The following is a 26,994-nucleotide window of genomic DNA, read 5'->3' on the forward strand; positions in this document are numbered from 1 at the left end:
CGCCCTGGTCTGCCTGGCCAGACGATTGCTGCGCACGGCGTTCGCCCTGTTCCGCACTCAAACGCAGTTCGACCCAGACAGGCTCTCTCGTGCTTGACCAGAACCATAGAATCTCAGGGCGAACGGAATAGCGCATTTCGTTGCCGGGTTAATAATAAGGACATGAACGCATGAGACAAAGGCGCCACTTGATGGTGTTGCTCCCCTTCCTGCTGGCCGCTCAGTTGTTGGCGGGTTGTCAGAAGGAAGTTGTGGCGCCGGAGGAATGGCTGCGGGTCGGATCATTTGAAATCGGCCGGTGGAAAGTCCGCTTCCAGTCGGGGGAAAACAACGCGCGGCCCGATGACTATTACTGGAAAAGCATCGTCCGGTTTCAGGGAAAGCCGATCGACTTTTGCACGCCCGTCGGTTGGGGGGGCGGGAGTCTGTGTTCCGATAAAAGACGACGCGGCCGCTTCGATCACGCCTATGTGGTGTCTGACACCCCTCCGGCAGTGTTGTTGCAGTACGGCGGATCATCCGGAAACAACGACGGCGAGCTGTGGTTATTCACCGAGAAGGACCAACAGATCGAGCGTAGGCGAATCGCCATCAACTACAGCAATCGATTGCGGGAGCGCAATGATGGCCGCTTCGGCCGCGATGACGCGTGGGATTTGCGGACCCAGCCTTTTGTGGTTGTCGATGATGACGTATGGCTTGAAACCTCGCCATTTCGTCATCTGGAACTATCCCACCCGGTCGGCGCGGCTTATCTGAGGCTGGCCTCGCGCTCGCCGGATGGTCAACGCATCGCGCGAATCGGCTACTCCGACTTGTTGGGGGAAAACAGGTTGCTCGTTCTCGTTCTTTCGACCCTGTCGAACCCACTTGTGCCCGAGGTGTACGTGCTCGAAGGCCCGGCAGCCCGCAAGCAGGATTCACGGGATGAGATCGCCACGCGTTTCGGTGATTATTTTGAGTGGAACACGGAAAGCAATGCCCTGCGCGCCCTGAAACCGGTGCAATTGAACAGCCGCTTGGTAAACTCCGTCATCGCATTGAACAGCCTGGAGGGCGTCCCGGCGGACATGCGTTTCCATAACCGGACACGATTCGTGCCGAATGCCGACGCGACTCATCTGCCTGCCTTTTGCGAAGCGATTTTTGCGGGCATTCCCGACGCTTCCCAGTCAATCGATCTGTCGCCCACCGAGCGCAGCATCGACATGCAGGGATGGGGCACCATCCTCCTGCGCGCCACCGACCGGGGAATCGAGATCACCGATCCTGTTTCTAACCATTCTGCGCATTGGGATCAATCGATGAACCATGTTGCAAGGGTGCTGCAGAAAGCCTTGTATCGCGGAGAACTATCACTGACCGACCCGAATGAACACACCATTCGGCCGGCGTGTCTGCAAGGCAAATAGGCGATGACCGGCGAACTCGATCAAGACCAAGGGAAACGCTGATTATGTCCGTTCACCCTGAGCCCTTCGGCTACGCTCAGGAGAGCCTTGTCGAAGGGCATTCCTCGGAAATTCAAGGGCTTCGACAGGCTCAGCCCGAACGGTGGGGAATAAATCAGTGCTTCCCAAGCGACTGCTGGCGGCAACATCCGACGATGTTTCGCGCGGCATTGCTGGGCCTCGAAGCGCCTGACGAGGATGACAATGAATGATGAATGCGTAGCTGCGGGAGCCCTGCCGGGATGAAGAGCCTGATTCAGCCACTTCTTGTCATGATCATGGCACTCACCACTGCCACAGCCTCCGCACAGGAACACTCCCCTGCCTCGTCCGTCAGCGACGATGCCTGGCTGGAGTACGAGGCCGAGTATCCGCGAAGCCCGCTCTGCGGAGAGGACGAGGTCACCTTGTGGAGTTGTGCAACGGGCAAGCGGATCTACTCGCTGTGCTCGTCACGGCTGCTGAGCCGCACGTCGGGCTACATGCAGTACCGCGCCTCCAGACACGGCGAGGTGGTGTTCACGTATCCGCTTGAGAAGAAACCGCCGGCGGGCTCCTTTTCCTACACTCTCTTCGGCAATGGCGATGCATCCGTCGAGTTCGTGAACGAGGGCTACGTGTACACCCTGTTCGACCCCCTCAGGGATGGCTCATTCCTGTTCGTATCGCCCCCGGACTCCGCCGAGAAGGGATCCTTGATCAAGTGCCCGCCCAATCAGACCCTGCAGGTCAACTACACGATGGCGCTGATGTACGACTCCGGTGTCTGGGAGCACGACGATTGATGCGGCGATCAGATGCCGTCCGGGCTGAGCGCTGCAAGCCCGGCTGCGGGCGCGGCAAGGCCCTTGCACAATGATGATGAACGTATAACATGTAGCGCCCTCCGGCCTTCCTCCACGGCCGCTGCGCACCATCGCAGCAGCGCATGTGCCGGCACTTTTCCCTGAACCCCGTCAGCGACCCCATCCATGGACCAAGAGAACAACAGCCCGGCCCGCAAGATCAAGCAACCCCCTGTGCTCTTTGCCAGGACGCAGGAGGTCATCGCGCGCGTGAGCGCCATCGTCGGCGGCCCGCTGATCACCTACTGGAACAACCCGCGCGGCTCCGTGTGCGCGAACGACGTTGTCGCCCTCAACGAGATCCTGGAGGGCGCCGGCTTTCACGACACGATCTACCTGTTCATCAAGTCCGATGGTGGCAGCGGGCAGGTTTCACTGCGCTTCGTGAACCTGCTGCGCCAGCATTGCCGCAGGCTGGTTGCGCTGGTGCCGCTGGAATGTGCGTCGGCGGCGACCATGATCACGCTGGGTGCGGACGAGATCCGCATGGGGCCGACGGCGTTCCTGACCGCGGTGGATACATCCCTGAACCACGCCCTGTCGCCCGTTGACCGTGACAATGACCGCGTCAGCGTGAGTCTTGATGAGCTGAACCGGGTGATTCGACGCTGGCGCGCGGAGCAGCACGATTCCACCGAGAATCCGTACAAGAGCCTCTTTTCCTACGTGCATCCGCTGGTGATCGGCGCGGTGGACCGTGCCGAGTCGCTTTCCGTGATGCTGTGCCGCGAGCTGCTGGCCTATCACATTGCCGATGAGGCGCGGGCGCATGAGATCGCGGCAACGCTGAATTCCAAGTACCCCTCGCACAGCTACCCGATCCTGCTCAACGAGGCCGCCAAGATCGGCCTCAACGCGACGCCGCTTGCGCCCGAGGTGAATGCCCTGTTGCTTGAGCTGAACCGCCTGTACAGCGAGATGGGGCAGAAGGCGACGACCGACTTCGACGAGATCCGCGCGCACGGCAACGAGATCCTCAACATCCTGGAAGGCAAGGATATGCAGGTGTTTTACCAGCATGACAAGGACTGGTATTACCGCAGCGAGGAGCGCCGCTGGATCACGATGAACGACGACAGCAGCTGGCGCAGCATAAGCAGGGTTGGCGGCAAGCTGCGCCGGCGCATCGTGCACATCGCCTGAACCTCCGGCAGACACCGACGATGCGCAAGGGAATGCTGGTGGCGGTGGCCGCGCTTGCGGTGCTGGGTGGTGGTGCTTATGTCGCCGACGCCCACCTGCCGGCCTTGCTCGCCGAGGATCTGCCGCGGGCGGAGGCCGTGCTGGTGGTCAAGAGCGAGCGCAGGCTCCACCTCCTGCGCGACGGAGTGCCTTACCGCAGCTACGCGGTTGCGCTTGGCGGCAACCCCGCCGGGCACAAGCAGCAGGAGGGCGACCAGCGCACGCCGGAGGGCGATTACGTGCTCGACTGGCGCAACCCGCGCAGCGGATATTACCTTTCGCTGCACGTCTCCTACCCCAACGACACCGACCGCGCACGGGCGGCCGCGCAGGGTGTCTCACCCGGCGGCATGATCATGATCCACGGCCAGCGCAACGGACTGGGCTGGCTGGGCGCGCTGACCCAGCGTCGTGACTGGACGGACGGCTGCGTGGCGGTGAGCAATGTGGCGATGGAAGAAATCTGGCGCGCCGTGGCCAACGGCACACCGATCCGGATCGAGCCCTGATATGCCTGCGCTGCCCCGTGAACGCTCCCGCTACCGGTTGTGGCTGCGCGCCGCCGGCGCGCTCCTGCCCTGCGCCCTGGCGCTGAACCTGACGCTCACGGCGCCGGCCGTCCGCGCCGAGGCGGCAAGCCCGCAGGCCCGGCTGGTCGCCGCGGCGCTGGCGCGCACGCAGCACAGCGTGCGCTACGACGGGCGCTATATCGCCATCCCCTACCCGAATGGCGACGTGCCGGCGGAGATCGGCGTATGCACCGACGAGGTCATCCGCAGCTACCGCGAGCTTGGCATCGACCTGCAGCAGCGCGTGCATGAGGACATGCGCCGGCACTTCAGCACCTATCCTTCACGGCGCATCTGGGGGCTTACCCGGCCGGACAGCAACATCGACCACCGGCGCGTGCCCAACCTGCAGACCTACTTCAGCCGCCACGGCGTAGCGCTGCCGGTGAGCGCCGACGCCGCAGACTACCGCCCGGGGCATCTGGTCACCTGGATGTTGCCCGGCAATCTGCCGCATATCGGCATCGTCACCGACGTTGTCGATGCGCGCTCGGGGCGCCCGCTGATCGTTCACAACATCGGCGCCGGCCCACGCCTCGAAGACATGCTGTTCAGCTACCCGATCACCGGCCATTACCGTTACCTGCCCGAGGTGCGCTCCACGCCATGAGCGTCCCGCGCACGGCATGCTGCGGCCGGCACATCAACACCGGCGGGGCCCTTGCCGATGACGGGGATATAATCGGTGCATTGCCCCATGCGCCATGCTCCCGAGTACACCGAGACTCGCCCGCCTCCACCCAGGTGATCCGATGAAAGCACCCCTCACGGCCGTTCTGGCCAGCCTGCTCACCCTCGGCTGCGCCACGCCATCCGCTCCGCCGCAAGCCGGAACAGGGACGGAGAGCCGCGTCCGCTACCTCTGTGAAAACGGCGAAGAGATCGAGCTGCGCCACTTCCCGCTGCAGGGGGTTGGCGTGCTGGTCCGTGGCGGCGAGCCCCTGGAACTGCAGGAGGAGGTTGCCGCCTCGGGCTTCCGCTACGGCAAGGGGCCGATCAGCGTGCACGGCAAGGGTGACGAACTCCTGCTGCTGATCGGGCGGATGGTGCCGATCCGCTGCCAGATCCGTTGAACGGCCGCTGCAGGAGACACAATGAAAACCCTCGGCCTGATCGGCGGCATGAGCTGGGAATCCACCGTGCCCTATTACCGCCTGATCAACGAAACCGTCAAGGAACGCCTGGGCGGCCTGCATTCGGCGCGCCTGCTGCTCTACAGCGTGGACTTCCACGACGTCGAACAGATGCAGCGGGCCGGCGACTGGGCCGCTGCGGGACGCCTGCTTGGCGACGCCGGGCTTGCCCTGCGCGCCGCCGGTGCACAGCACCTGGTGCTGTGCACCAACACCATGCACAAGGTGGCAGCGGCCATCAAGGCGGCCGCAGGCCTGCCCCTGCTGCACATTGCCGACCCCACCGCGGCTGCGATCCATGCTGCCGGGCTGGACTGCGTCGGCCTGCTGGGCACGCGCTTCACCATGGAGGAAGACTTCTACCGCGCCCGCCTCAGTGAGCGCCACGGCCTGCGGGTGCTGATTCCGCCGGCGGCCGAGCGCGAGACCGTCCACCGGGTGATCTACGAGGAGCTCTGCCTCGGCACCCTCAACCCGCAATCGCGCCGTGACTACATGCGCATCATGGGGCAGCTCGCCGACCAGGGTGCCCAGGGCATCGTCCTCGGCTGCACGGAAATTTCGCTGCTGGTCTCCGCGCAGGACTGCGCGCTGCCGCTGTTCGACACCACCGCCCTGCACGCCCGCGCTGCCGCACAACTGGCCCTGTCCGGCGCCGGGGAAGAGCTCCGGTGACCCCCGCCAGCATGAGCGCCCGCGGCCTGCTTGCCCTGCTCGCGGCCGTCGTCACGCCAGTGTTCGCCGAATGCGCGCTGCCGGAGATGGACTATGAGGCCATGCGCAGGGCCCACTACGCTTTCGTTGACGCTCCGGCGCAGGACAGCGCGGCAGCCTTTCTCGCCACCATCCCGGCGCGTTTCTGCCAGTTCAGCGCTGTGTATGGTTATCACGCGACGAAGGGGATCGGCCCGCTGTACGACCTGCCCCTGAACGTGAGCCTGCCCGCACTCGCGCACTACATCGACCCCGACGAACTGGCCGCCAGATACGTGGCCCTGGCCGCGGAGGCCCACTGGGATGCCGACAGCGTGAACTTCCTGCAGCACGCCTACCGGACCTTGCTGCTGTCCCACCCGCAGGCGGTCATGGGGCGGCTGGCCGCGCTGCCTGACACACCGCGCGGACGCGCCCTGGCCTTCCTCTTCGACGGCCCCTACCCGGCCAATTCCGCCTTCAGCGCCGCACAGTACGCCGACCTCTGCGCCACCAGCCAGGCGCTGTGCGCGGAGATCCGGGCCGCGCAGGACACCCTTGGCGCCCCCGCCGCAGAGGGTTCGGCAGCGCCCGCACAAGCCTGCTCACGCCCATGACTGGACGCCCCAGCCAAGCCTGGCCGGGTCGTCGGGCGCGGTGCGCCGCTTTCGCATTCCTGTCCCTGGCTGCAGCACCGGCGGCGCTGGCCAGCGCAGAGCCTCCGCCGGCCGAATGGGTCGTGCAGGAACAGGGCACCGCCCATTTCACCTTCGCGCTCGCCATCACGCCGGATTTCGACGGGCGCCACACCAGCGAACGGCTCAGAGTCCTTGCCCGCGGAACGGACACGGTCGTCCAGGAAGTCGAAATAGCCGCGATGGCGTCCACCATTCCGCCCGCTCAGCAACTGGCGGTCATGGATGTCGATTTCGACGGCTGGCCAGACATCGTGCTGCCCAATGCAGACGGCGGCGCAGGGCCGAACTTCAGCCTCGACTTCTATCTCTACGATGCGCTCAAGGGGCAGTTCGTCCATCATCCGGTGCTATCCGGACTCTCTCAGCCGATGGTCGCCGGCTACGGCACCATCACTGCGGCTGCGCGGGCCAGTTGCTGTCAGCATGTCGCGGAGCGCTACCGCTTCATCCGCGGGCAACTCGTACTCACGGGGGAAGAGGACATCCACCACACCAGCGACGGCAAGTGGGTCGTCACCTCCGGAACACGCATGGTGGGGGGGCGCTGGAAGGCGTGGTCGAACAGGCAGCGCGTGCCTTATTAACCCGGCAATGAAATAGTCACTACCGTTCGCCCTGGGCTCGTCGAAGGGCGTTGGCGTCGACCGGGCTTCGACGGGCTCAGCCCGAACGGTATTTGATTGCCGGGTTAATAGGCGGGCATGTTCGTTCGCCACGACGAAGCATTATGCATACATGGCATCAATGCCAAAGGTATAATGCGCCTTTCTCCGCACAGCCGCACTCCGGTCCATGTCCCTTCCCTTCCATGCAGCGCTTGCCGCCCTGCTCGTGTTTGCGGGCACCGCGGCCGCGGATGAGCACTCCGCCCACGACCCCATCCACTTCCGCTTCGCCCCGCCCGACGGCGTGCGCATGCAGCAGACCGTGAAGGCCGTCCACGTGCGCACCGTGCCCGGACTGCCGGCACAACGTCTGGAATCGGAAGCGGCGCTCGAAGCCCGTTTCTCTGCCGTGGGTGACGGCTATACCTACTCGCCGCGCGTCGTCGCCGCACGGTCTACGCTCAACGGCAGCGAGATCGACAGCCCGGCCGCCGACATCCTGGCGGCGGTGCAACCCACCTTCGTCATTTCCGCCCGCGGCAAAGTGATCGCCGTGGAGGGCCTGGAGCGCATTGCCGCCTGGCTGGGCGAGAACCTGCCCGCCGAGCATGCCGCTGCGCTCGCCGCAGCGTTCGATGAGGAGGCCATGGTGGCGCACGAGAAAGCGCTGTGGGACGCCCGCCACATGGACCTGTGCGGGCGCAGCATGCGCATCGGCGAGTCCGTCGAGGGACGCGCCGAGTACCGCCTTCCCGATGGCAGCATGCTCGAATACACCGTCCGCACCCTCCTTGCCGGCTGGCAGGACTGCCCCGCCGGACGCTGCGTGCGCGTCGAGCAGTCGCACCAGTCCGCCCCAACCGTAGAGGGCGCGCAGCTTTCCGGCCATGTGCTGCGGGTGATCGACCCGGCGACCATGCTGATCTACGAGGAAGACCAGCAGCGCACGCTCACCCTGCCCGCGGCGGGCGGCAGCACCGAGCCCGTCCGCGTCATCGATGAGTACCACTACCGCCACCGTTACTATTGACCCCACAAAGGAAGCCTTGCCCATGAAACTGTTCATCGCCACCCTGCTCAGCTGCTGCCTGCTGCCCTTCGCCAGCGCGCATGCGGACACCCCCAGCCACGACGACCTGCTGCGCCTGGCGCGTGCGGCAGGCATGTATGAACAGATCGAAGCACAGAAGGAGGCCCTCAGGAACCAGGGCGCCGGCGCCGGCAAGCAGTACATCGAGCAGATCAGCGCCGCGCTGCCCGGCCTGCCCAAGCAGTTCTACCGCGACGTCGACGCCGAATTGAAGGTGTTGATGGACGGCATGGCGGCACTGATCGACACCGACAAGGCGATCAAGATCTACGCCGAACTCCTCGCCGCCCACCTCAGCGCCGACGAGGTGCGCAGCCTCAGCGAGTTCTACGAATCGCCCCTCGGACAGGCTTACACCCGTGCCAACATCGCCATCATGGCGGCCTGGAGCGAAGCCCTGATGCGCGACGCCGAGACGCAGACCGCCGCCCTCCTGCAGCGCTACATGGACAACCTGGTGGCCAAGGCCTACACCTACGCCAAGTAGCGGCGCAGCCACCGGTGACCCGCCAGCGGTTAGACTGCGCACTTCAGCCATCCTCGCTGCCCAGCCGTGCCCGCCCTCATCACCCCTTTCGAGGCCCTCGCCTGCCCGCTCGACGGCGCCCCGCTGCACGGTAACGGCCCCACCCGCCAATGCCCCGCCGGCCACAGCTTTGACGTTGCCGCCCACGGCTACCTCAACCTGCTGCCGGTGCAACGCAAGCGTTCACGGGATCCCGGCGACAGCAAGGAGATGGTCGCCGCGCGGCGGCGATTCCTCGACAGCGGCTGCTATCAGCCCATCGCCGCAGCGGTCAGCCAGGCCGTGCTGCCTGCACAGGCGCACAGCGGCACACTGGCCTGCCTCGACGCCGGGTGCGGGGAAGGCTATTACCTGCGCGAGCTGGCCACTGCCGCGCAGGCGCGCGGACAGGCGCTCAGCGTGCTGGGGGTGGATATCTCCAAGTGGGCGGTGCAGGCCGCCGCCCGGCGCTCACGGCAGATGGCCTGGGTGGTGGGCAGCAACGCCGGACTGCCGGTGCTCGACGCCAGCGTCGACCGTGTGCTGTGCATGTTCGGCTTCCCCGTGTTCACCGAGTTCGCCCGTGTGCTCAAGGCCGGCGGCGAACTGCTGCTGGTCGATGCCGGCCCCGACCATCTGCGCGAACTGCGCGAGATCATCTACCCCAGCCTGAAACCCGAACGCCCCGCCCCCGCCAACTGGCCCGCCCCCTTCCACGCCACGACAGCGCAGCAGTTGCGCTTCGCCGTCACCCTGGAGAACCCGCAGCAGATCGCCGACCTGCTCGCCATGACCCCTCACCTTTACCGCGCCACTGCCGCCGGACGGGCACGCGCCGCCGCGCTTCAACACCTGCAACTCACCGTGGACGTGAGGCTGCAGGTACTGCGGCACCTTGCATGACCTGCCGAGGAGACCATCAATGTCGTTCAAAACACTTGCCTTGCTGCTCGTCTGCCTGCTGCCCTGGTCTGCGGTCGCACAGAAGATGTACCGCTGGGTCGATGACAAGGGCGTCACCCATTTCAGCCAGACGCCCCCACCCGCGACGGTGGAACGCTTTGACACCCGCAATACGGGCAACGCTCCGCAGGTCGATGTCGAGTGCTGCACCGCAGTGCGGCGAATCACCACCGAACTTGGCCAGCTCCTGGCCCGTGGCGTCCCCCTGACCGACGTGCACGGACTGGTACGCAACGAGTTCGAAGTCGAGCTCACCGAACTCGCCAATTTTGCCGCCGACCGCCGCCGCCTCGGCTTCAGTTCCGCCCAGGCCGGCAGCCAGGCCTACGATGTGTGCATGAACGGACGCTTCGTGGCGTGCACCAGTGCGCGCACCGCAGGCGCTGCCAGCGGGCGCAGCGGCAGCAGCGGCAGCGGTTTCTGGGTGGGGGCCGATCTGCTGCTCACCAACGCCCATGTCGTGGCGAACTGCCAGAACATCCGCGTCGCCGGCAATCTGCAGGCCCGCGCCGTACACAGCGACGCAACACGCGATCTCGCGCTGCTACGCGTGGAGGGCGGCCAAGGCACCCCGGTGGCGCTGCGCAGCACGGATGCGCGCCTGGGCGAGGCGGTAGTTGCGGCCGGCTACCCTCTCGCAGGAATACTGGCCGATGACCTCAACGTAACCACCGGCAACGTCAGTGCACTGGCCGGCGTGCAGGGTGAGCGCCGCCACCTGCAGTTCACCGCTCCGGTACAGCCGGGCAACAGTGGCGGCCCACTGTTTGACGCCAGCGGTGCAGTGCTTGGCGTAGTCACCGCGAAACTGAACGCGCTCGGAGTCGCTCGCACTACCGGAGATATCGCTCAAAACGTAAATTTCGCCATACAGATCGGCGAAGTTCGCCACTTCCTGTCCGATTATGGCCTGACCATTCGGGATGCACAAGAGGGCGCACCGACACGTTCCGTCGAGGACATCAGCCGCCAGGCGCGCAGCCATACCGCAGCGGTGCGCTGTTCCAACTGAGTTGCCGTTGCCATATAGTTACACGCGCGACGCCGCACCCGCCGGCTCCAGTCGCGCGCTTCATCTTTCCCCTCTCAACGCACAGGTATCCGGATGTTCAAACGCACCCTCCTCGCCGCACTGGCCGTGCCGGCATTGCTCTCCACTCCCGCCCACGCCGGCCCGCACGGCGACGACCTTGCCCGCTGCCTGGTCGAATCGACCTCCACCGATGACCGCGTGGCCCTGGTGCGCTGGATGTTCACCGCGGTGGCGGCCCACCCGGCGGTGGCCTCCATCGCCTCGGTGACCGAGGCCGAGCGTGAAGCCGCCAACAAGGCCACCGGCGAGCAGTTCGTCCGCCTGCTCACCGAGTCCTGCCTCGACAAAGCGCGCGCGGCACTGCGCTACGAAGGTCCGGCAGCACTGCAGCAGGGCTTCCAGGTGCTCGGCCAGGTCGCCGCCGGTGAACTGTTCACCCATCCCAACGTCGCTCAGGCGATGGCCGGCCTGCAGAAGCACACCGACGCTTCCAAGCTTGAACTGCTGCGTCAGCAATGACGGACAGAACGGCGATCCTTGGTTCCCTCCGGCACCGTGCCGGAGAGGCGCTCATGCTGGCCTGCGCCGTCCTCCTGCTTGCCGCCTGCGGCGGCGAGCAGGCACGCTTCACCCCCCTGCCGGGTAACGCCCGCGTGCTGGTGGTGGGCGACAGCCTGGTCGCCGGCACCGGCGCCGGGCGCGGCGAGGGCTGGCCCGAGCGCCTGGCCGAGCTGAGCGGCTGGGAGGTGATCAATGCCGGCGTTCCCGGCCACACCTCGGCAGACGCACGTGCCCGCCTGCCGCAGCTGCTCGCCGAGTACGCGCCGGACGCGGTGATCGTGGCCATCGGCGGCAACGACTTCCTCCGCCAGGTTCCTGTGGACACCACCCGCGCCAACATTGCCGCCATGCTCAGCGCCAGCCGCGCCGCCAGCACCCATGTCGCCCTGGTGGCCGTTCCCGCGCCCTCCCTGGGCGCGGCGGCCCTCGGCAAGCTCAGCGACCATCCTGTGTACGCCGAACTGGCGAGCGCCCATGGCAGCGCGCTGATTCCGGCCACGGTCGCCGATACCCTGTCGCAGGCCGAGTTGCGCGCCGACCGCATCCACGCCAACGCCGCCGGCTACGCCCGCATCGCCACCGGGGTTGCCGATGCCCTGCAGCGTCAGGGCTGGCGCTGACCCTGCTCCGGGAATGGTTACAGCCTGACCGGTGAGCGCCTATACTGGGCACAGTCAGCCCTGAGTCGCCGCCCATGGACAGCCCCGTACAAACTCCGCTTTACCAGTCCTTTGCCGATGAGCTGCGCGCTGCCATGAACGATGGCCGCCTGCCCGCCGGTGCCCGCCTGCCCTCGGTGCGCGAGGCCTCGCGCAGCCGCGGGCTGAGCATCAACACCGTGCTGGCGGCCTACCGTCATCTGGAAGCGCGCGGGCTGGTGGAGGCGCGCCCGCAGTCGGGCTACTTCGTGCGCTCGCGCCTTGCCGCGCCACCGCCGCCACGCTTTGCCGGCCGCAGCGCACCGGCGCGCGCGGCGGAGGCCGCGGTGCTGAACCGCATCGCCGCAGTGGTGGCGGCGCAGTCCGACCCGGAGAACGTCGACCTCTCGCTGGCCTGTCCGAAGGGCAGCGACTTCTATCCCGGCGAGCGCCTTGCCCGCCACCTGGCCGACACCATGCGCCGCCAGCCGCATCTGATCACCGACTACGCGCTGCCACCGGGGCCGCTGCGCCTGCGCCGCGAGATCGCCCGCCATGCGCTGGCCCTGGGGGTGAACATGGCCGCCGACGATGTGGTGCTCACCAACGGCTGCATGGAGGCCCTGCAGTTTGCCCTGCGCACGGTGACCCGCCCGGGCGATGCGGTAGCGCTGGAGTCGCCGACCTACTTCAACCTCATCCCGCTGTGCGAGCGTTTGGGCCTGCGTACCATCGAGGTACCCACCCATCCGGGCAGCGGCATGTCGATGGATGCGCTGGAGATGCTGCTCGCCGAAAAGCGTGTGGCCGCGGTGGTGTGCATGCCCAACGTGCACAACCCGCTCGGCACCAGCATGCCGCTGGAGGCCAAGCGCCGTCTCGCCGCACTGGCCAACGAGTACCGCGTGCCAGTGATCGAGGACGCCCTGTATGCCGAGCTGCAGTACGCCACGCCCCTGCAGCCGGCGGTGAAGGCCTTCGACAGCGACGGCTGGGTGATCCTCTGCGCGTCGTATTCGAAGACCCTGGCGCCGGGTTTCCGCGTCGGCTGGATGGAGGCCGGGCGCTTCCAGCGCGAGGTCGCCGACCTCAAGTTCTGCTCCTCGGTGTCACAGCCGGCAGTCGTCTGCGAGGCGCTCGGAGCCTTTCTCGAAAGCGGTGCCTACGAACAGCACCTGCGCCGCCTGCGGCGCACCTACGCCGGCCAGATCGACCGCCTGCGCGGCCTCATCGACGATGCCTTTCCGGCCGGCACACGGGCCACCGAGCCCACCGGAGGATTCCTGGTGTGGGTGGAGCTGCCCGAGGGCTGCAGTGCCGACCGCCTCTTCGACGACGCGCTGGGGCGCGGCATCAGCATCACCCCGGGAACGCTGTTCTCGCCCTCCGGGCGCTACACGCGCCACATCCGCCTGTCGGGCTGCTATCCGTTCACCAACCGCCACATCCGTGCCCTGATGGAGCTGGGCAGCCTCGCCAGCCGCCAGCTTGGCGGGTGAGCGCGGCTGCCGCTCAGTCTTTCTTCACCAGCGCATCGACCGGCACGCCGACGCGGACGTTGCCCCAGTGCCGTCCGCCAACTTGGATGGGCATGGAGATGTCGCACAGTACCTCGCCGGTATCGCGCAGGAAGGTCTGCAGCAGCATCGCGCTGGTGTTGCGCGCCGCGCGCAGTTCGGCCGGGCCTTCGAACTTGCGGCAGGTGCGGTTGCCGACGAGGTCGGTGTCGTAGTTGCCGGTCAGCGGCTTGGAGAACTTGCTGTTGTGCGCCGACAGGTAGCTGTCGGTATTCACCGCCACCGCATAGGTGGCACCGGGGGTGGCGGCAAGCGAGTCGTCGAGCAGCTTCTGGCAGCGGCGGCCGAACTCGTCGCCCCAGCCGACCTTGTATTTCTGCGGATTGGTGCCGGCGACCGGCTGGTAGCGGCGGTCAAAGACGTCGATGCGCGCATCGGCGATCTGCTGCAGTTGCTGCTGGACGCGGTCGCGGAACAGGCGCGTCTGCTCGACCACCTTGTCGAAGGCGCCCTTGCCGATCTTGAAGCGCGACACCAGCTCCTGCACCGCCTCGGTGGCCTGGGCAAGGTCGCGGCTGCGTGATTCGGAGTCCTCCATCTGCACCGCCACCTTGGTCGACAGGTCATGGATCACGGTAACGTTCTCATGCACCTGGGCGTTGGTCGCCGACAGCTCCTCCATTGCCGCGGCAATCTGCAGCAGCTGTTCGCCGGTTTCCTCGAATTCGCCGACCATGTGGCGGAACTGGCCGGCCGAGCGCCCGACGACCTCGCGGGTGGCCACCACGTCGGCGTTGATGACCTGATTCTCCGAGCGGGTGTTATCCACCAGCTCGATCATCCCGGTGATGTTGCCGTGGATCTCCGCGGTGGCCTGGTTGACGCGCTCGGCAAGCTTGCGCACCTCGTCGGCAACGACCGCGAAGCCGCGCCCGGCCTCGCCTGCGCGCGCCGCCTCGATGGCGGCATTGAGGGCCAGCAGGTTGGTCTGGTCGGCAACCTCGCGGATCAGCGAGGCGATCTTCTTGACGCTCTCCGAACGCGACGACAGCTCATCGACGGTGAGGTTGAAGTGCGCGACCTTGTCGCCGACGCTGTTGATCTTGCCGGCGATGTCCTCCATCTCGGCGAGCGACTGGCGGGCGATGTCGAGGTTGGCATTGGTGGACGAGGAAATGCTCTGCGTGCTGCGCGACACTTCGTCGATCGCGCGGGTGGACTCGGTGCTCGCGGTGAATACAACTTCCGTCATACGCCCCTGTTCACGCGCATCCGCCGCCGAATGCTCGACGCGGGCCTTGACCTGCACGGCCTCGCGGGCGATGCGCACGCTCATCGTGCGCACGTCGCTGATGATCTGGCGCATCTTGTCGGCAAAGCGGTTGTAGCTCTGCGCCAGGTCGCGCAGTTCGTCATGGGTGGTCACCGGCAGGTCGCGGGAGAAGTCTCCCTCGCCGCGCGCGATCTCGTTGAAGATGCGCGTGATCACCTTCACCGGGCGGACGATCAGGTAGCGGATGTAGAGGATCTGCCCGACGTTGATCGCCAGTGCCAGCACGGTCAGCACCAGCATGGCGTAGAGGCCGGCGTCGAGCGCGGCGCTGACGCCGGCCACCGTCTCCGGCGCCACCTGGCCACTGGCCAGCAGGCCGGCGACCTCTGATTTCTGACGGATGTAGATGCCGAGATAGAAGACGTCGATGAAGAACAGCAGCAGGAAACTGCTCAGCTTCTTCGTCAACGAGTTCCAGAAGGTCTTCTCCACGGCTTCGTAGAGCTGCCGGAAGGTGCTCATCGAAGTGTCTCCCTCTTGTAGGTGTGTCGTTATAGTGTAGTAACGGGATGGTAGCGCGGAACTTGAGCTTCGCGCCACGCCGGGTTTACCGCCGTGAACAGCGCGCCGGCCCCGTCTCTGGGCGCACGGCTGCACACGCCGATTTGCCCGGATCCTGCCTGCCTGAGACAATTGCGACATTGTCCGCAATCAAGTGCGCCATGCGCAGCCTAGCGCAGCCACCCTACGCCTTCCTTACCGAGCACGCTTCCACCATGTCCGAGCCGCAGAACCCCGAAATCCCCGTCGACGAGAACCACATCATCGCCGAGCGCCGCGAGAAGCTCGCCAACTGGCGCAGCAGCGGGCGCGCCTACCCGAACGACTTCTCGCGCGAGAACACCGCCGGCAAGCTCGACGAACTGTATGGCGACAAGGATCCTGAAGCGCTCGAAGCCACCCCGGTGGAAGTGCGCGTGGCCGGGCGCATCATGCTCAAGCGGGTGATGGGCAAGGCCAGCTTCATCACCATCCAGGACCTCTCCGGGCGCATCCAGCTCTACGTCAAGCGCGACGAGGTCGGTGACGAGATCTACGCCGACTTCAAGCACTGGGACATCGGCGACATCGTCGGCTGCGTCGGCACGCTGTTCAAGACCCGTACCGGCGAGCTCACCGTGCAGGCCGGCGAGATCCGCCTGCTCAGCAAGAGCCTGCGGCCGCTGCCGGACAAGTTCCACGGTCTCACCGACGTCGAGCAGAAGTACCGCCAGCGTTACGTCGACCTGATCATGAGCGAGGAGACCCGCTTCACCTTCGTCGCACGCAGCCGCATGGTGCAGTCGATCCGCAACTACATGGTCGGCCACGGCTTCCTGGAGGTGGAAACGCCGATGATGCACCCCATTCCCGGCGGTGCTGCGGCCAAGCCCTTCATCACCCACCACAACGCGCTGGACATGGAGCTGTACCTGCGCATCGCCCCCGAGCTCTACCTCAAGCGCCTGGTGGTGGGGGGCTTCGAGAAGGTCTTCGAGGTCAACCGCAACTTCCGCAACGAAGGCCTCAGCCCGCGCCACAACCCCGAATTCACCATGATGGAGTTCTACGAGGCGTATGCGAACTATCGCACGCTGATGGACTTCACCGAAGGCCTCATCCGCCACTCGGCGCGCGAGGCGCTGGGTACCGAATCCTTCGTTTACCAGGGCCGCGAGCTCGATCTCTCGAAGCCCTTCCACCGCCTCACCATCGTCGAGGCGATCCGCAAGTACCACCCGGGTTTCACCCTCGAACAGCTGGCCGACGCCGATTGGCTGAAGCAGAAGATCAAGGACTTCGGCGAGAAGGTGAAGCCGGGCGGCCTCGGCAGCCTGCAGCTGCAGCTCTTCGAAGCCTGCGCCGAGGCCGAGCTGTGGGAGCCGACCTTCATCATCGACTACCCGGTGGAAGTCTCGCCGCTGGCGCGCGCCTCCGACAGCAACCCGGAGATCACCGAACGCTTCGAGCTGTTCATCGTCGGCCGCGAGATCGCCAACGGCTTCTCCGAGCTCAACGACCCCGAAGACCAGGCCGCGCGCTTCCAGGCCCAGGTGCAGGCCAAGGACGCCGGCGACGAAGAGGCGATGTACTACGACGCCGACTACATCCGCGCGCTCGAATTCGGCCTGCCGCCCACTGGCGGCTGCGGCATCGGCATCGACCGCCTGGTGATGCTGCTCACCGATTCGCCCTCGATCCGCGACGTCATCCTCTTCCCGCAGATGCGTCCGGAGTAAACCGTCCCGCACGGCGGGCGACGGCGCCTGCCGCCGCCCCTGCAGCGCAATGCCCATACATCCCGCACAACCGGCCTTCACCGCCTCCGGCGTGCCTTACTCGCCGCCCTACGACGACGTCTACCACGCCGCCGCTGGCGGTATCGGGCAAGCCCGTCACGTTTTCCTCGCCGGCAACGACCTGCCGGCGCGCTGGCAGGGGCGCGAACAGTTCACCATTGTCGAAACCGGGTTCGGCCTCGGGGTGAACCTGCTCACCACCTGGGCGGCATGGCGCACCGACCCGCAGCGCTGCGCACGCCTGCACTTCATCTCCTGCGAGCTGCATCCCTTCCGCAAGGAAGACCTCGCCGCCATGCATGCCCCACTGCTCGCCGAAGCGCCCGAACTGGCGCCCCTCGCTGCAGAGCTGGTGGCGCAGTGGCCGACGCTCACCGCCGGGCTGCACCGCATCCACCTCGATGGCGGCGCCCTCACCCTCAGCCTCTTCCTCGGCTCCGCCGACGATGCCCTTGCGCAGCTGCGTGCCAGCGCGGACGCCTTCTACCTCGACGGTTTTGCTCCGGCGCGCAACCCCGAACTGTGGTCGCCGCGCATCTTCCACCAGCTCGCCCGCCTTGCCGCCCCCGCTGCCACGCTGGCCACCTGGTCGGTCGCCGGCGAAGTCCGCGAAGGCCTGCGCCGCGCCGGTTTCGAGACCCGCAAGGCCCCCGGCTACGCCACCAAGCGTGACATGCTGTGTGGCGACTACCGCGGCCCCGGCCGCCCGCAGCGCGGCTGCACGGTGCGCCACGCCATCGTCCTCGGCGCCGGAGCGGCAGGCAGCAGCGCCGCCGAGCGCCTCGCCGCGCGCGGCTGGACGGTGGACGTGATCGACGCCGCCGACGGCCCCGGGCAGGGCGCCTCGGGCAACCACGCCGGCGTACTGCGCCCGCTCCCCAGTCTCGACGACAACCGCCTCGGCCGTCTCACCCGCGCCGGCACCCTCTACGGCCTGCGCCACCTCGCCTACCTTGCCGGCCTCGGCCAGCCGGTTCGCCACCAGGCCTGCGGCGTCCTCCACCTCGCCCGCGACGATGCCCAGGAAATACGCCAGCACGCGGTGGTCGAACGCCTGCAGCAGCCCACCGACTTCCTGCGCTACGTCGACGCTGCCGGTGCCAGAGAGATTGCCGGCTGGCCGGTGAGCCAGGGCGGCTGGTGGTTCCCCTCCGCCGCCTGGGTGCAACCGCCCAGTCTGTGCCGCGCCAATCTCGCCGCCCACCCCACCCGCATCCGCTGCCACTTCGGCCGTCGCGTGGCGGCGATCCGGCACGATGGCAGCAACTGGCAGGCGCTCGACGCGCAGGGCGCGTGCATCGCCGCCGCCCCACAGCTGATCCTTGCCAACGGCACCGACATCCGCGAGCTGCCGCAGGCGGCCGCCCTGCCGGTGGTGAGCGCACGCGGCCAGGTCAGCCTGCTGCCCGCCGCAACATCCTCGCCGCCGCGGGTGGTGGTATGTCGCGGCGGCTACGTCAGCCCCGAGGTCGACGGGCTGCGCTGTGCGGGGGCGACCTTCGCCGCCGGCGACGAGGACAGCGCATTGCGGCTGGCCGACCATGAAGAGAACCTCGTCCGCCTCGAAGGCATCCTCCCCGGCTACACCGCCACGCTGTCTGCGGCCACGCTGGGCGGGCGCGTCGGCTTCCGCCCGGCCTCCCCGGACCGCCTGCCGATGGTCGGCGCGGTGCCGCTGCCCTGCCGTCTCGACCAGCCCCTGAAGCTCCGCGACATTCCCCGCCAGGAAGGCCTGTGGGCGGTATCCGGATTCGGCGCACGCGGTCTGGTGTGGGCGGCGCTGATGGGTGAAACCATCGCCGCGATGCTGTGCGGGGAACCTTTACCGCTGGAAGAAGATCTTTCCAACGCCATCGACCCCGCCCGCTTCCTGCTGCGCCCGCCGCGGCCGCTGCGCGGCGACGACTGAAACCTGCCCGCTCCCTTCCCATGGACGCCATCCCGCTCTTCTTCATGCTCGGTTTCGCCGCCCGCCTGGCGCGCTCGGACCTCAAGATTCCCGGCCAGCTCTACGAAGCGCTGTCGATCTACCTGCTGCTTGCCATCGGCCTCAAGGGCGGCATGGAGCTGGCCCGCCAGGACCCGCTGGAGGTCCTCCCCCAGGCCTTGTCGGTGATGGGCCTGGGCGTGGTGATCCCGCTCATCGCCTTCCCCATCCTCTACAAGCTCGGCCGCCTCGACCGCCACAACGCCGCGGCGATCGCCGGCCATTACGGCTCGGTGAGCGTGGTCACCTTCGCGGTGGCGGTGGACTACCTGCTCGCCCGCGACATCCCTTACGAGGCCTATCTGCCGCTCTTCCTGGTGTTGCTGGAGATGCCCGGCATCGCCGTCGGCATCCTCCTCGCGCGCATGGGCGGCGAGATGCGCAGCATCAAATGGGGCCCGCTGCTGCACGAGATCTTCCTCGGCAAGAGCATGGTGCTGCTTGGCGGCGGCCTGCTGATCGGCTGGGCGGCCGGCCCCGACGGCCTCGCTCCGCTGCAGCCCTTCTTCTTCGAGCTGTTCAAGGGCGTGCTGTGCCTGTTCCTGCTGGAAATGGGCCTGGTGGCCGCCGGCCAGGCCGGGGCGCTGCGCAGCAGCGGTGCCTTCCTGGTCGGCTTTGCGATCGGCATGCCCATCCTCTCCGCCGTGCTGGGGGCGCTGGCCGGCGCCTTCATCGGGCTGAGCGCCGGCGGCACCCTGCTGCTGGCCACGCTGGCAGCCAGCGCCTCCTACATCGCCGCACCGGCGGCGATGCGCATCGCGGTGCCGGAAGCCAACCCCGGGCTGTCGATCACCGCAGCGCTGGTGGTCACCTTCCCGTTCAACATCCTCATCGGCATTCCGCTCTACGACCGTATCGTGAGCCTGGTTTACGGAGTCTGACCATCATGCCCAACACCCACCCCTGCAAGCTCGTCGTCATCATCGCCGAAGAAGCCCTGGAGAGTCCGCTGGCGAAGGACGTGATGGCACTCGGCGCCCATGGCTACACGGTCGCCGACGTGCGCGGCCGCGGCAGCCATGGCAGCCGCTCGGGCGCCTGGGACGCGGACAAGAGCATCCGCATGGAGATCCTCTGCGACGAACAGACCTCGCAGGCCATCACCCGCCACGTCGAGGACAAGTACTTCCGCCACTACGCGATGGTGGCTTTCGTCGCCGACGTCGGCGTGCTGAGACGGGAGAAGTTCGTGCGCTGAGGGGAAAACCTTCAGCCGCGCAGTTGCAGATAGATCAGCAGCACCACGACGAGGGCGACAGTGGCCCAGCCGATGCGGTCGACGTAGCGGCGCAGGGTGATCTCCATGCGCTCGCCACCCCACGCCATGAGGCCGGCGACGAGGAAGAAGCGCGCCCCGCGACCGATCAGCGAAGCCAGCACGAAGGGGCCGAGCGCCATCGCGATGGCCCCTGCGGCGATGGTGAACACCTTGTAGGGAATGGGTGAGAAGCCCGCCAGGAACACCGCCCAGAAACCCCAGCGGTCAAACCAGTCCTGCGCCAGCAGGTACTTGTCCCAGTAGCGGGTCTCGCGCAGCCACGGCTCGATGAGCTCGAAGGCATACATGCCGATAATGTAGCCAAGCACGCCGCCGGCCACCGAGGTGAGCGTGGTGAGCAGCGCAAACCACCATGCGCGCGCGGGCTGCGCCAGGCTCATCGGCGCCAGCATGACGTCGGGTGGAATGGGGAAGAAGGACGACTCCGCAAAGCTCAGGCCGCCCAGGTACCACGGCGCGCGGCGATGGCGTGCCCACTTCATGGTCCGCTCGTACAGCGGGGAAAAGATCTTCACGACTGGAGTGTCCTTGCAGTTCGGCAGATGCCGGCACGCCCGCGGGCGTGAGGCGGAGTCAGGCGCTGGCCAGCGGCGCCGGCTTGTGCACCGTATAGCCCTGCGCGTAATCCACTCCCAATGCCCTCAGCATCGGCAGCAGCGCAGGCTCGGCGACGAATTCTGCCACGGTTCTGAGTCCGTGGGCCTGCGCCAGATGCACCATGGCCTCGATCACTGCACGGTCGGAGGCATCATTGGCCGCATTGCGGACGAATTGACCGTCGATCTTCAGGTAATCGACGCGGAACTGCTTGAGATAGGCAAAGGAGGACAGGCCACTGCCGAAGTCGTCCAGCGCCAGCGCCGCCCCCCACTCGTGGGCGCGGGCGATGAAGGCAAGAGCACGCTCAAGATCGGCCACCGCGGCTGACTCGGTGATCTCGAAGCACAGCAGTTCGCCTTCTACGCCATGCACCCGCATGCGCTCGTCGATGAAGTCCGCCAACGTGGGGTCGTCGAGGCTGGCGCCGGAGAGATTGATGGAGATCTGGCTGAAAGGCATCTCGCGCGCGGCCTCGCGCCAGGCTGCGATCTGCGCGAAGGTGGCGTCGATGATCCAGCGATCGAGTTCGGGCATGCGGTTGAAACGCTCGGCAGCAGGAATGAAGTGCGCCGGCGGCACTACGGTGCCATCTTCCTCGTGCATGCGTACCAGCACCTCGGCGTGATCCCCGCCGAGCGCATCGAGCGCACGGATACGCTGGAAATAGAGCACGAAGCGGCCACTTTCGAGAGCCCCGGCAATACGCGGCAGCATGGCCAGATCGCGCTGGCGCTGGGCAAACCAGTCCTCGCCCGGGGCATATACCGCAACCCGCCCGCGCCCGCGCTCCTTGGCCGCATAACAGGCCGAATCGGCTGCGATCAGCAGACTGGTGACGGTGGCGTGCGCGGCATCGGCGCAGGCCAGGCCGACACTGGCACCGATGGTGAAGATCTGCCCGTCCCAGGCGAAGCTGACGCTGCGCACCTCGTCGATGATGCGCACGCCCAGCGCGCGTACCGCGGCCTCTTCGGCGCCACAGACGAAAAGGCCGAACTCGTCGCCACCCAGGCGAGCGAGAAAACCGAGGGACTGCAGGGCCGTGAGGCGCTCGGCAACCTGGCGCAACAACTGATCGCCGGCGGCATGGCCGCAGTTGTCGTTGACCGCCTTGAACTGGTCGAGATCGACGTACAGCACGTACAGCGACGCTCCGGCGCGACGCTGCAGCGCCTCGCCGAGTTCGAGTTCGAAAGCGCGGCGATTGTGCAAGCCGGTGAGCGGATCGTGGCGGGCCTGGAACCTGAGCTCGGCAACACGTTCGGCCACAGCGGCCGACATGGCATTGAAGTTGTCGGCGAGGCGGGCAACCTCGTCACCCCCCTGCACCGGCACACGGCTGTCGTACTGACCGGCGGCGATGTCGTCGCTGGCACGGATGAGGCCATCGAGGCGGCGTGTCAGCCAGTAGCCCGACACACTCAGCAGCAGCGCCGACGCCAGCAGGGCGAGCACCGAAATCACCAGCGACTGAATGAACAACTCGGCACGCGCACGTTCGAGGAAATCCATCCGGACGCCCAGGTGCAACCTGCCGTAGGACTGCCCGGCAAACTCCACATCGAAGGCCTGATGAGCGATGCCCGAACCCACCAGACCTTCTTGCGGCTCCGGCGGGGCCTGCTCGGGACTCCAGCCGGAGGCGGCGATGATGCGCCCGCCGCCCTCGCTGACGGCGAGATACTCGACATCGGTCGCCTGATGCCAGGCCTCCAGCAGTTCACGCAGGGTGGCAAAGTCGCGCGCCGCCAGCAAGCCCGCCACGCCGCTCTGGAAGGCATGTTCGTAAGCGCCGATGCGCGCCCGCGCCTGGCTCTGGAGGTGGTCATCGATGAGGCGCCCGGCATTGCTCACCAGCACCACCAGCATCGCCGCCTGAATGAGCAGTGCCGCCATCACCAGACGCCAGCGCAGGGAGCCGTGGCTGCGCGAGCTCACCGCTGTTCCGCCATCAGGCGACGGGCAATCTCCCAGTAGGGTTCGAGATCACGCAATACGGAGAGGTCGGCAGCGCGGTACCCTCCGTAGTGCGTCCCGCCAAAGAACTGGCGGCCACGCTCACTATCGGGGAAAGCCATCAGCGCGGCGCTGCTGCGCACATGCATGTCCGGCCCGAAGCGCTCGTGCACCATCGTCACGAGGCTGGGAAAACGCCCCACCACAGCACTCACTCGCACGCCCTGGCGAACATCCGCGGGAGTCTGGCGCAGGGCCGAAGCGGCCACCACCGCGGCGGCGGCGTCGCCCAGTGCCACCGCCGCCGCGGCTGCGCCATGGGTGGAATAGTCATGCAACTGGTAATCGACCCCCGCCTTCAGGCCGCGCTCCTCCAGCCAGCGCAGCGCAGCGATGCTGGCTATGGTCAGACGGTCGGGAACGCCGACGCGCTTGCCGCGCAGATCCTCATCCACGCCGGGGCCGAGAATGAGGACGAACTCCAGTTCATTGGCGTAGGTCGCCAGGGGCTGATAGCCACGCTGGTGGGCGAAGACGGCAAAGTGCGGCGGCACGATGACGAAGTCAAAACGTGCCGCTGCCAGTTCGTCGATGAAGCCGGCGTAATCAGGCGCGGAATACAGCTGCACGGGGCGCTGCAGGACCTCCGCGAGATGGTCGCGCAGCGGCTGGTGGGTGCGCACCAGGGTCAGCGCGCTGTTGAAGGGGAACACGCCGAAGGTAAGCACACCCTCGCTCGCCCGCACGGGCGTGAGCAGCGACAGCAAAAGCACGGCAGCGAGGAGAAGACGAGTCAGCATGGTCATCGGCGAGGAAACCAGAGGTCAATACCATTCCCGCTTTGGGGATAGGGGAATACTACCGGAGTCTTTCCCGAATATTTGACTTTGGTTATAACTTCTGGGCCATTCTCGCACGTCTCGGCGCTGGCCGCATCAGTAATAACACGGGATAATCGCCGCCTTTGTTCATTGACCCCCGCAGCCCTTTGAAGTTCGCTCATCCTCCCGCCCTCCTCCTGCTCGGCCCCACCGCCAGCGGCAAGACTGCCTGCGCACTGGCCATCGCCGAAGTACTGCCGGTGGAGATCGTCAGCGTGGACTCGGCGCTGGTGTATCGCGACATGGACATCGGCACCGCCAAGCCCAGCCCCGCCGAGCTGGCCGCCTGTCCGCACCACCTGATCGACATCGTCTCGCCGGAAGAAGCCTATTCCGCCGCGCGTTTCCGCACCGACGCGCTGCGCGTCATGGACGGCATCGCCGCCCGCGGACGCATCCCGCTGCTGGTCGGCGGCACCATGCTGTACTTCAAGGCTCTGCGCGAGGGGCTCTCCGAGCTGCCCGCGGCCGACGCCGCCCTGCGCGCCGACATCGACCGCGCCGCTGCCGCGCGCGGCTGGCCCGCGGTGCACGCCGAACTCGCCGCCCTCGACCCGGACGCCGCCGCCCGTCTCGAACCCACCGACGCCCAGCGCATCCAGCGCGCGCTCGAAATCGTCCGCCTTACCGGCCGCCCGCTTGCCGAAAGCTACGCCCGCCGCGAGATGGCGCCGCCGCCCTGGCGCCTGCTGCCGATCGCCCTCGCGCCCTCCACGCGCAGCATCCTGCACGCGCGCATCGCGCAGCGCTTCGAACACATGCTCGCCGCCGGCCTGCTCGACGAAGTGCGCCACCTGCGTGCCCGCTACCGGCTCGACCTGGGCATGCCGTCGATGCGCTGCGTCGGCTACCGCCAGGCCTGGGAGCACCTCGACGGGCTGTACGATATCGACACACTGCGCTTCAAGGGCATCGCCGCCACCCGCCAGCTCGCCAAGCGCCAGCTCACCTGGCAGCGCCAGTTCCGCGAAACCTGGCCGGAACTGGTGGAAATCGACTGCCTGCACAGCGACCTCTCCGGCGCAGTGCTAGACACCGCCCGCAACATGCTCGCGCAAGCCTGAGCCCGCTGCTCGACGCGCCCGACACCAAGGAAAGTCCATGAACGACAACGCTGAAATCGCACAACAGGTACGCCGCTGGCTGGAAGACGTGGTGATCGGCCTCAACCTCTGCCCCTTCGCCCATCAGCCCAACAAGCTCGGCCGCATCCGCATCGCGGTCACCGACGCCGCCGACGAGGAGGCCCTGCTCGAAGCCCTGCAGGAAGAGATGAGCCTGCTCGACGCCAGCGCCGAGGAAGACACCGAGACCACCCTCCTCGCCGCCCCCCACCTGCTCGACGATTTCGACGACTACAACCAGTTCTTCGACCTCGTCGACATCTGGTTGCGCGAATTCGGCTGGGAGGGCACTTACCAGGTCGCCGGCTTCCACCCTGACTACCGCTTTGCCGAAACCGCGGCGGACGACCCCGGCAACCTCACCAACCGCTCGCCGTGGCCGCTTTTCCACCTCATCCGCGAATCGAGCATCGACCGCGCAGTGGCCAGCTACCCGGACGTAGACGGCATCCCGGCGCGCAACATCGCCCGCGTCAGCGCACTCGACGGCGACGAACGGCGGCGCCTGTTCCCTTATCTGTTCGGCTGACCCCGCGGCGCACTACCAGGCGCTCCGCCACAGTCCCACGATTCCCAGCCAGAGCACCGCGAGCAGATAGGCGGCAAGCGCATAACGGAGGTTGGCGCGCGCCAGGTCGACCGCCGCCAGGCCGAAGCGTCCCTGCAGCGACAGATGCACGCCAGCCATCGGGTTGAGCGCCAGCCCGATCGCCCAGGCCTGCAGGAAGACCATCGCCAGCAGCAGCGGATCGGGCGACAGCGGCATCAGCCAGGCCGACGCCATGACGATGGTGACCACGGTATGGATGCCCAGCGCCGCCAGCCCCATCATCACCGCCAGCAGCACCGCCGCCTGCAGCGGGCCGAAGTGGGCAAACGGCATCCACGCCGCGCCCTGCGCGAACAGCGCCTGCAGCCCGGTGGCGAACACGCCGGCGGAGAGGAACAGCAGCAGTTCGCCGGACATCGCCGGCAGGCGGTGCTCGGCATGATCGAGAATGCGCCGCGTACCCGCGCGCAGACCGCTGCCGAAGAACGCCGAGAGCATCGCCAGCGCCAGCGCCGCAGCGCTGATGATGGCCAGCGAGGACCAGCCCGGCAGCAACGCATGACCGAGCATCACCACCACGCTGAGGGTGGCGGGCAGCCACAGCGCACCGAGGCGCATCGGAAAGCCGCTGAACGGCGCCTCGGCGGTGTCAGCGCGCCCCGCCGGAAGCCGCCCGGCAAGCCACAACACCCCCAGCGCCAGCGGCACGCCCGCTGCCACTACCTCACCCAGCCGTGCCCCCGGGGCATAGGTCAGCGCCACGGCCATGGCCGCGAAGAAGGGTGACCACAGCGCGGCGGCAAGAAAGCCGCGGCTCAGCATCGCCGCCTGGGTCCGTGACAGGCGGCTGCCGGCAGCCATGCGTTCGGCCATGATGAAGACCGCCGACATGTTGATCACCGCGCCAAACAGATGCACGCCGAACAGTGTCTGCCAGCGCGCCCGGCGCCCCTCGGGCGGAGGTTCAGCGGCCGCTCCGAGACCGACCAGCTGCAGGAAGCTGACCGCCGCGAGCATGCCGAGCAGCGCCGTATTCTGCGTCAGCACGCGCAACCACGGCACCGGCAGCCCCTGCCACCACGCCACGAGCAGGGCCACCACGCCGAGCGCGCCGAGTACCAGCGCGAAACGCCGCTGGCGACGATCCAGGCGCGGCCACAGGCAGACACCTGCCACCCACGCGGCCAAGCCCGCCGGCCAGGCCGGCAGGTAGCCGGCGCCATGGACGATGGCCAGCACCACCAGGGCAGCCATGGACCACGCCGCGAGCACCATGCGCGGGCGGGAAAGGGATTGCGGAAACTGGGCTGACACGGTGGAAAGAACGCTGGATGAGGACAATCGGGATAGGGGCGGACAGCTTACCTGACCGTTCCCCTCCCACACCACCCGGCATGCGGGTCCGCACCGGGCGGTTCGAGCAGTTGAGGTCATGAGAGCCGAGGCACACCGAGCCGGTCGAAGTAGGCGATAGGCATCGCACGGTTCAATCGCATGCGGCTGTTGCGCCACCAACACCGAC

Annotated in this window: 27 protein-coding genes; 22 read left to right on the forward strand and 5 right to left on the reverse strand. The window is 67.1% G+C overall.

Going from position 1 to position 26,994, the window contains the following annotated elements; translation table 11 throughout:
• Nucleotides 1-191: 191 nt before the first annotated feature.
• The 16 genes from C8261_RS16420 to C8261_RS16495 all read left to right on the forward strand — a co-directional run bounded on the left by C8261_RS16420 (nt 192) and on the right by C8261_RS16495 (nt 13,465).
• Nucleotides 192-1,412, forward strand: coding sequence for a hypothetical protein (locus C8261_RS16420; RefSeq protein WP_146161700.1), 1,221 nt, complete (start codon nt 192-194; stop codon nt 1,410-1,412).
• A gap of 281 nt (nt 1,413-1,693) precedes the next feature.
• On the forward strand, nt 1,694-2,236 hold the full coding sequence (locus C8261_RS16425) for a hypothetical protein (RefSeq protein ID WP_219905231.1): 543 nt from the start codon (nt 1,694-1,696) through the stop codon (nt 2,234-2,236).
• 270 nt (nt 2,237-2,506) lie between these two features.
• Complete coding sequence (locus C8261_RS16430) at nt 2,507-3,439, forward strand: SDH family Clp fold serine proteinase (protein WP_219905232.1); 933 nt, start codon at nt 2,507-2,509, stop codon at nt 3,437-3,439.
• Nucleotides 3,440-3,459: 20 nt separating this feature from the next.
• Complete coding sequence (locus C8261_RS16435; RefSeq protein WP_107494819.1) at nt 3,460-3,987, forward strand: L,D-transpeptidase family protein; 528 nt, start codon at nt 3,460-3,462, stop codon at nt 3,985-3,987.
• 1 nt (nt 3,988) lies between these two features.
• Nucleotides 3,989-4,657, forward strand: a complete 669-nt coding sequence (locus C8261_RS16440) for a DUF1287 domain-containing protein (protein WP_107494820.1) — start codon at nt 3,989-3,991, stop codon at nt 4,655-4,657.
• Between the two features lie 142 nt (nt 4,658-4,799).
• Nucleotides 4,800-5,120, forward strand: a complete 321-nt coding sequence (locus tag C8261_RS16445; protein WP_181358978.1) for an MliC family protein — start codon at nt 4,800-4,802, stop codon at nt 5,118-5,120.
• 21 nt (nt 5,121-5,141) lie between these two features.
• On the forward strand, nt 5,142-5,855 hold the full coding sequence (locus tag C8261_RS16450; protein ID WP_107494822.1) for an aspartate/glutamate racemase family protein: 714 nt from the start codon (nt 5,142-5,144) through the stop codon (nt 5,853-5,855).
• The gene (locus C8261_RS16455) at nt 5,852-6,490 is read left to right on the forward strand and encodes a hypothetical protein (RefSeq protein WP_146161701.1); all 639 of its coding nucleotides are present in this window, start codon (nt 5,852-5,854) and stop codon (nt 6,488-6,490) included. Before C8261_RS16450 ends, C8261_RS16455 begins: the two co-directional genes overlap by 4 nt.
• Nucleotides 6,487-7,155, forward strand: a complete 669-nt coding sequence (locus C8261_RS16460) for an XAC2610-related protein (protein ID WP_146161702.1) — start codon at nt 6,487-6,489, stop codon at nt 7,153-7,155. The genes C8261_RS16455 and C8261_RS16460 overlap by 4 nt, the downstream gene beginning before the upstream one ends.
• A 208-nt stretch (nt 7,156-7,363) precedes the next feature.
• Nucleotides 7,364-8,206, forward strand: coding sequence for a hypothetical protein (locus C8261_RS16465; RefSeq protein ID WP_107494825.1), 843 nt, complete (start codon nt 7,364-7,366; stop codon nt 8,204-8,206).
• Between the two features lie 22 nt (nt 8,207-8,228).
• Nucleotides 8,229-8,753 (forward strand): DUF2059 domain-containing protein, encoded by a 525-nt coding sequence (locus C8261_RS16470; protein WP_181358979.1) that lies wholly within the window; start codon nt 8,229-8,231, stop codon nt 8,751-8,753.
• A gap of 66 nt (nt 8,754-8,819) precedes the next feature.
• Nucleotides 8,820-9,674, forward strand: a complete 855-nt coding sequence (locus C8261_RS16475; RefSeq protein WP_107494827.1) for a putative RNA methyltransferase — start codon at nt 8,820-8,822, stop codon at nt 9,672-9,674.
• Nucleotides 9,675-9,693: 19 nt separating this feature from the next.
• Complete coding sequence (locus tag C8261_RS16480) at nt 9,694-10,746, forward strand: trypsin-like peptidase domain-containing protein (RefSeq protein WP_107494828.1); 1,053 nt, start codon at nt 9,694-9,696, stop codon at nt 10,744-10,746.
• Between the two features lie 93 nt (nt 10,747-10,839).
• Nucleotides 10,840-11,286 carry a hypothetical protein gene (locus C8261_RS16485; protein ID WP_107494829.1) on the forward strand — a complete coding sequence of 149 codons (447 nt, stop codon included), beginning with the start codon at nt 10,840-10,842 and terminating at the stop codon, nt 11,284-11,286.
• A gap of 53 nt (nt 11,287-11,339) precedes the next feature.
• Nucleotides 11,340-11,948 (forward strand): GDSL-type esterase/lipase family protein, encoded by a 609-nt coding sequence (locus tag C8261_RS16490; RefSeq protein ID WP_107494830.1) that lies wholly within the window; start codon nt 11,340-11,342, stop codon nt 11,946-11,948.
• 74 nt (nt 11,949-12,022) lie between these two features.
• Nucleotides 12,023-13,465, forward strand: a complete 1,443-nt coding sequence (locus C8261_RS16495; protein WP_107494831.1) for an aminotransferase-like domain-containing protein — start codon at nt 12,023-12,025, stop codon at nt 13,463-13,465.
• A 13-nt stretch (nt 13,466-13,478) separates the two neighbouring features.
• On the opposite strand, the gene C8261_RS16500 is transcribed toward C8261_RS16495, so the two are convergent.
• Nucleotides 13,479-15,278 (reverse strand): methyl-accepting chemotaxis protein, encoded by a 1,800-nt coding sequence (locus C8261_RS16500; RefSeq protein ID WP_107494832.1) that lies wholly within the window; start codon nt 15,276-15,278, stop codon nt 13,479-13,481.
• A 254-nt stretch (nt 15,279-15,532) separates the two neighbouring features.
• On the opposite strand from C8261_RS16500, the gene lysS reads away from it, so the two are divergent.
• From lysS to C8261_RS16520, 4 genes are read left to right on the forward strand one after another with little or no spacing between them, the layout of a single operon-like run.
• Nucleotides 15,533-17,035: a lysine--tRNA ligase gene (gene lysS / locus C8261_RS16505; RefSeq protein WP_107494843.1), complete on the forward strand. Its 1,503-nt coding sequence runs from the start codon at nt 15,533-15,535 to the stop codon at nt 17,033-17,035.
• A gap of 49 nt (nt 17,036-17,084) precedes the next feature.
• A complete protein-coding gene (gene mnmC / locus C8261_RS16510) occupies nt 17,085-19,004 on the forward strand; it encodes a bifunctional tRNA (5-methylaminomethyl-2-thiouridine)(34)-methyltransferase MnmD/FAD-dependent 5-carboxymethylaminomethyl-2-thiouridine(34) oxidoreductase MnmC (RefSeq protein WP_107494833.1) in 1,920 nt (639 codons plus the stop codon).
• A gap of 20 nt (nt 19,005-19,024) precedes the next feature.
• The gene (locus C8261_RS16515; RefSeq protein ID WP_107494834.1) at nt 19,025-19,963 is read left to right on the forward strand and encodes a sodium-dependent bicarbonate transport family permease; all 939 of its coding nucleotides are present in this window, start codon (nt 19,025-19,027) and stop codon (nt 19,961-19,963) included.
• 5 nt (nt 19,964-19,968) lie between these two features.
• Entirely contained in the window at nt 19,969-20,280 is a 312-nt protein-coding gene (locus C8261_RS16520; protein ID WP_107494835.1) for a P-II family nitrogen regulator, read from the forward strand.
• A gap of 11 nt (nt 20,281-20,291) precedes the next feature.
• On the opposite strand, the gene C8261_RS16525 is transcribed toward C8261_RS16520, so the two are convergent.
• Genes C8261_RS16525 through C8261_RS16535 form a run of 3 tightly spaced genes read right to left on the reverse strand, consistent with a single transcriptional unit; the run spans nt 20,292 to nt 23,717 of the window.
• The gene (locus C8261_RS16525) at nt 20,292-20,876 is read right to left on the reverse strand and encodes a YqaA family protein (RefSeq protein WP_107494836.1); all 585 of its coding nucleotides are present in this window, start codon (nt 20,874-20,876) and stop codon (nt 20,292-20,294) included.
• Between the two features lie 58 nt (nt 20,877-20,934).
• Entirely contained in the window at nt 20,935-22,899 is a 1,965-nt protein-coding gene (locus C8261_RS16530) for a putative bifunctional diguanylate cyclase/phosphodiesterase (RefSeq protein ID WP_107494837.1), read from the reverse strand.
• The gene (locus C8261_RS16535; protein ID WP_181358980.1) at nt 22,896-23,717 is read right to left on the reverse strand and encodes a PhnD/SsuA/transferrin family substrate-binding protein; all 822 of its coding nucleotides are present in this window, start codon (nt 23,715-23,717) and stop codon (nt 22,896-22,898) included. Before C8261_RS16535 ends, C8261_RS16530 begins: the two co-directional genes overlap by 4 nt.
• Nucleotides 23,718-23,905: 188 nt before the next feature.
• Here C8261_RS16535 and miaA point away from each other — a divergent pair, with 188 nt between their 5' ends.
• Complete coding sequence (miaA, locus tag C8261_RS16540; protein WP_107494839.1) at nt 23,906-24,862, forward strand: tRNA (adenosine(37)-N6)-dimethylallyltransferase MiaA; 957 nt, start codon at nt 23,906-23,908, stop codon at nt 24,860-24,862.
• A gap of 37 nt (nt 24,863-24,899) precedes the next feature.
• A complete protein-coding gene (locus C8261_RS16545; protein WP_107494840.1) occupies nt 24,900-25,451 on the forward strand; it encodes a DUF1415 domain-containing protein in 552 nt (183 codons plus the stop codon).
• 12 nt (nt 25,452-25,463) lie between these two features.
• On the opposite strand, the gene C8261_RS17375 is transcribed toward C8261_RS16545, so the two are convergent.
• Nucleotides 25,464-26,786, reverse strand: coding sequence for a hypothetical protein (locus C8261_RS17375; protein ID WP_235864958.1), 1,323 nt, complete (start codon nt 26,784-26,786; stop codon nt 25,464-25,466).
• Between the last annotated feature and the right edge of the window lie 208 nt (nt 26,787-26,994).

This window comes from Pseudothauera lacus, assembly GCF_003034845.1.
GTDB classification, from domain to species: domain Bacteria; phylum Pseudomonadota; class Gammaproteobacteria; order Burkholderiales; family Rhodocyclaceae; genus Pseudothauera; species Pseudothauera lacus.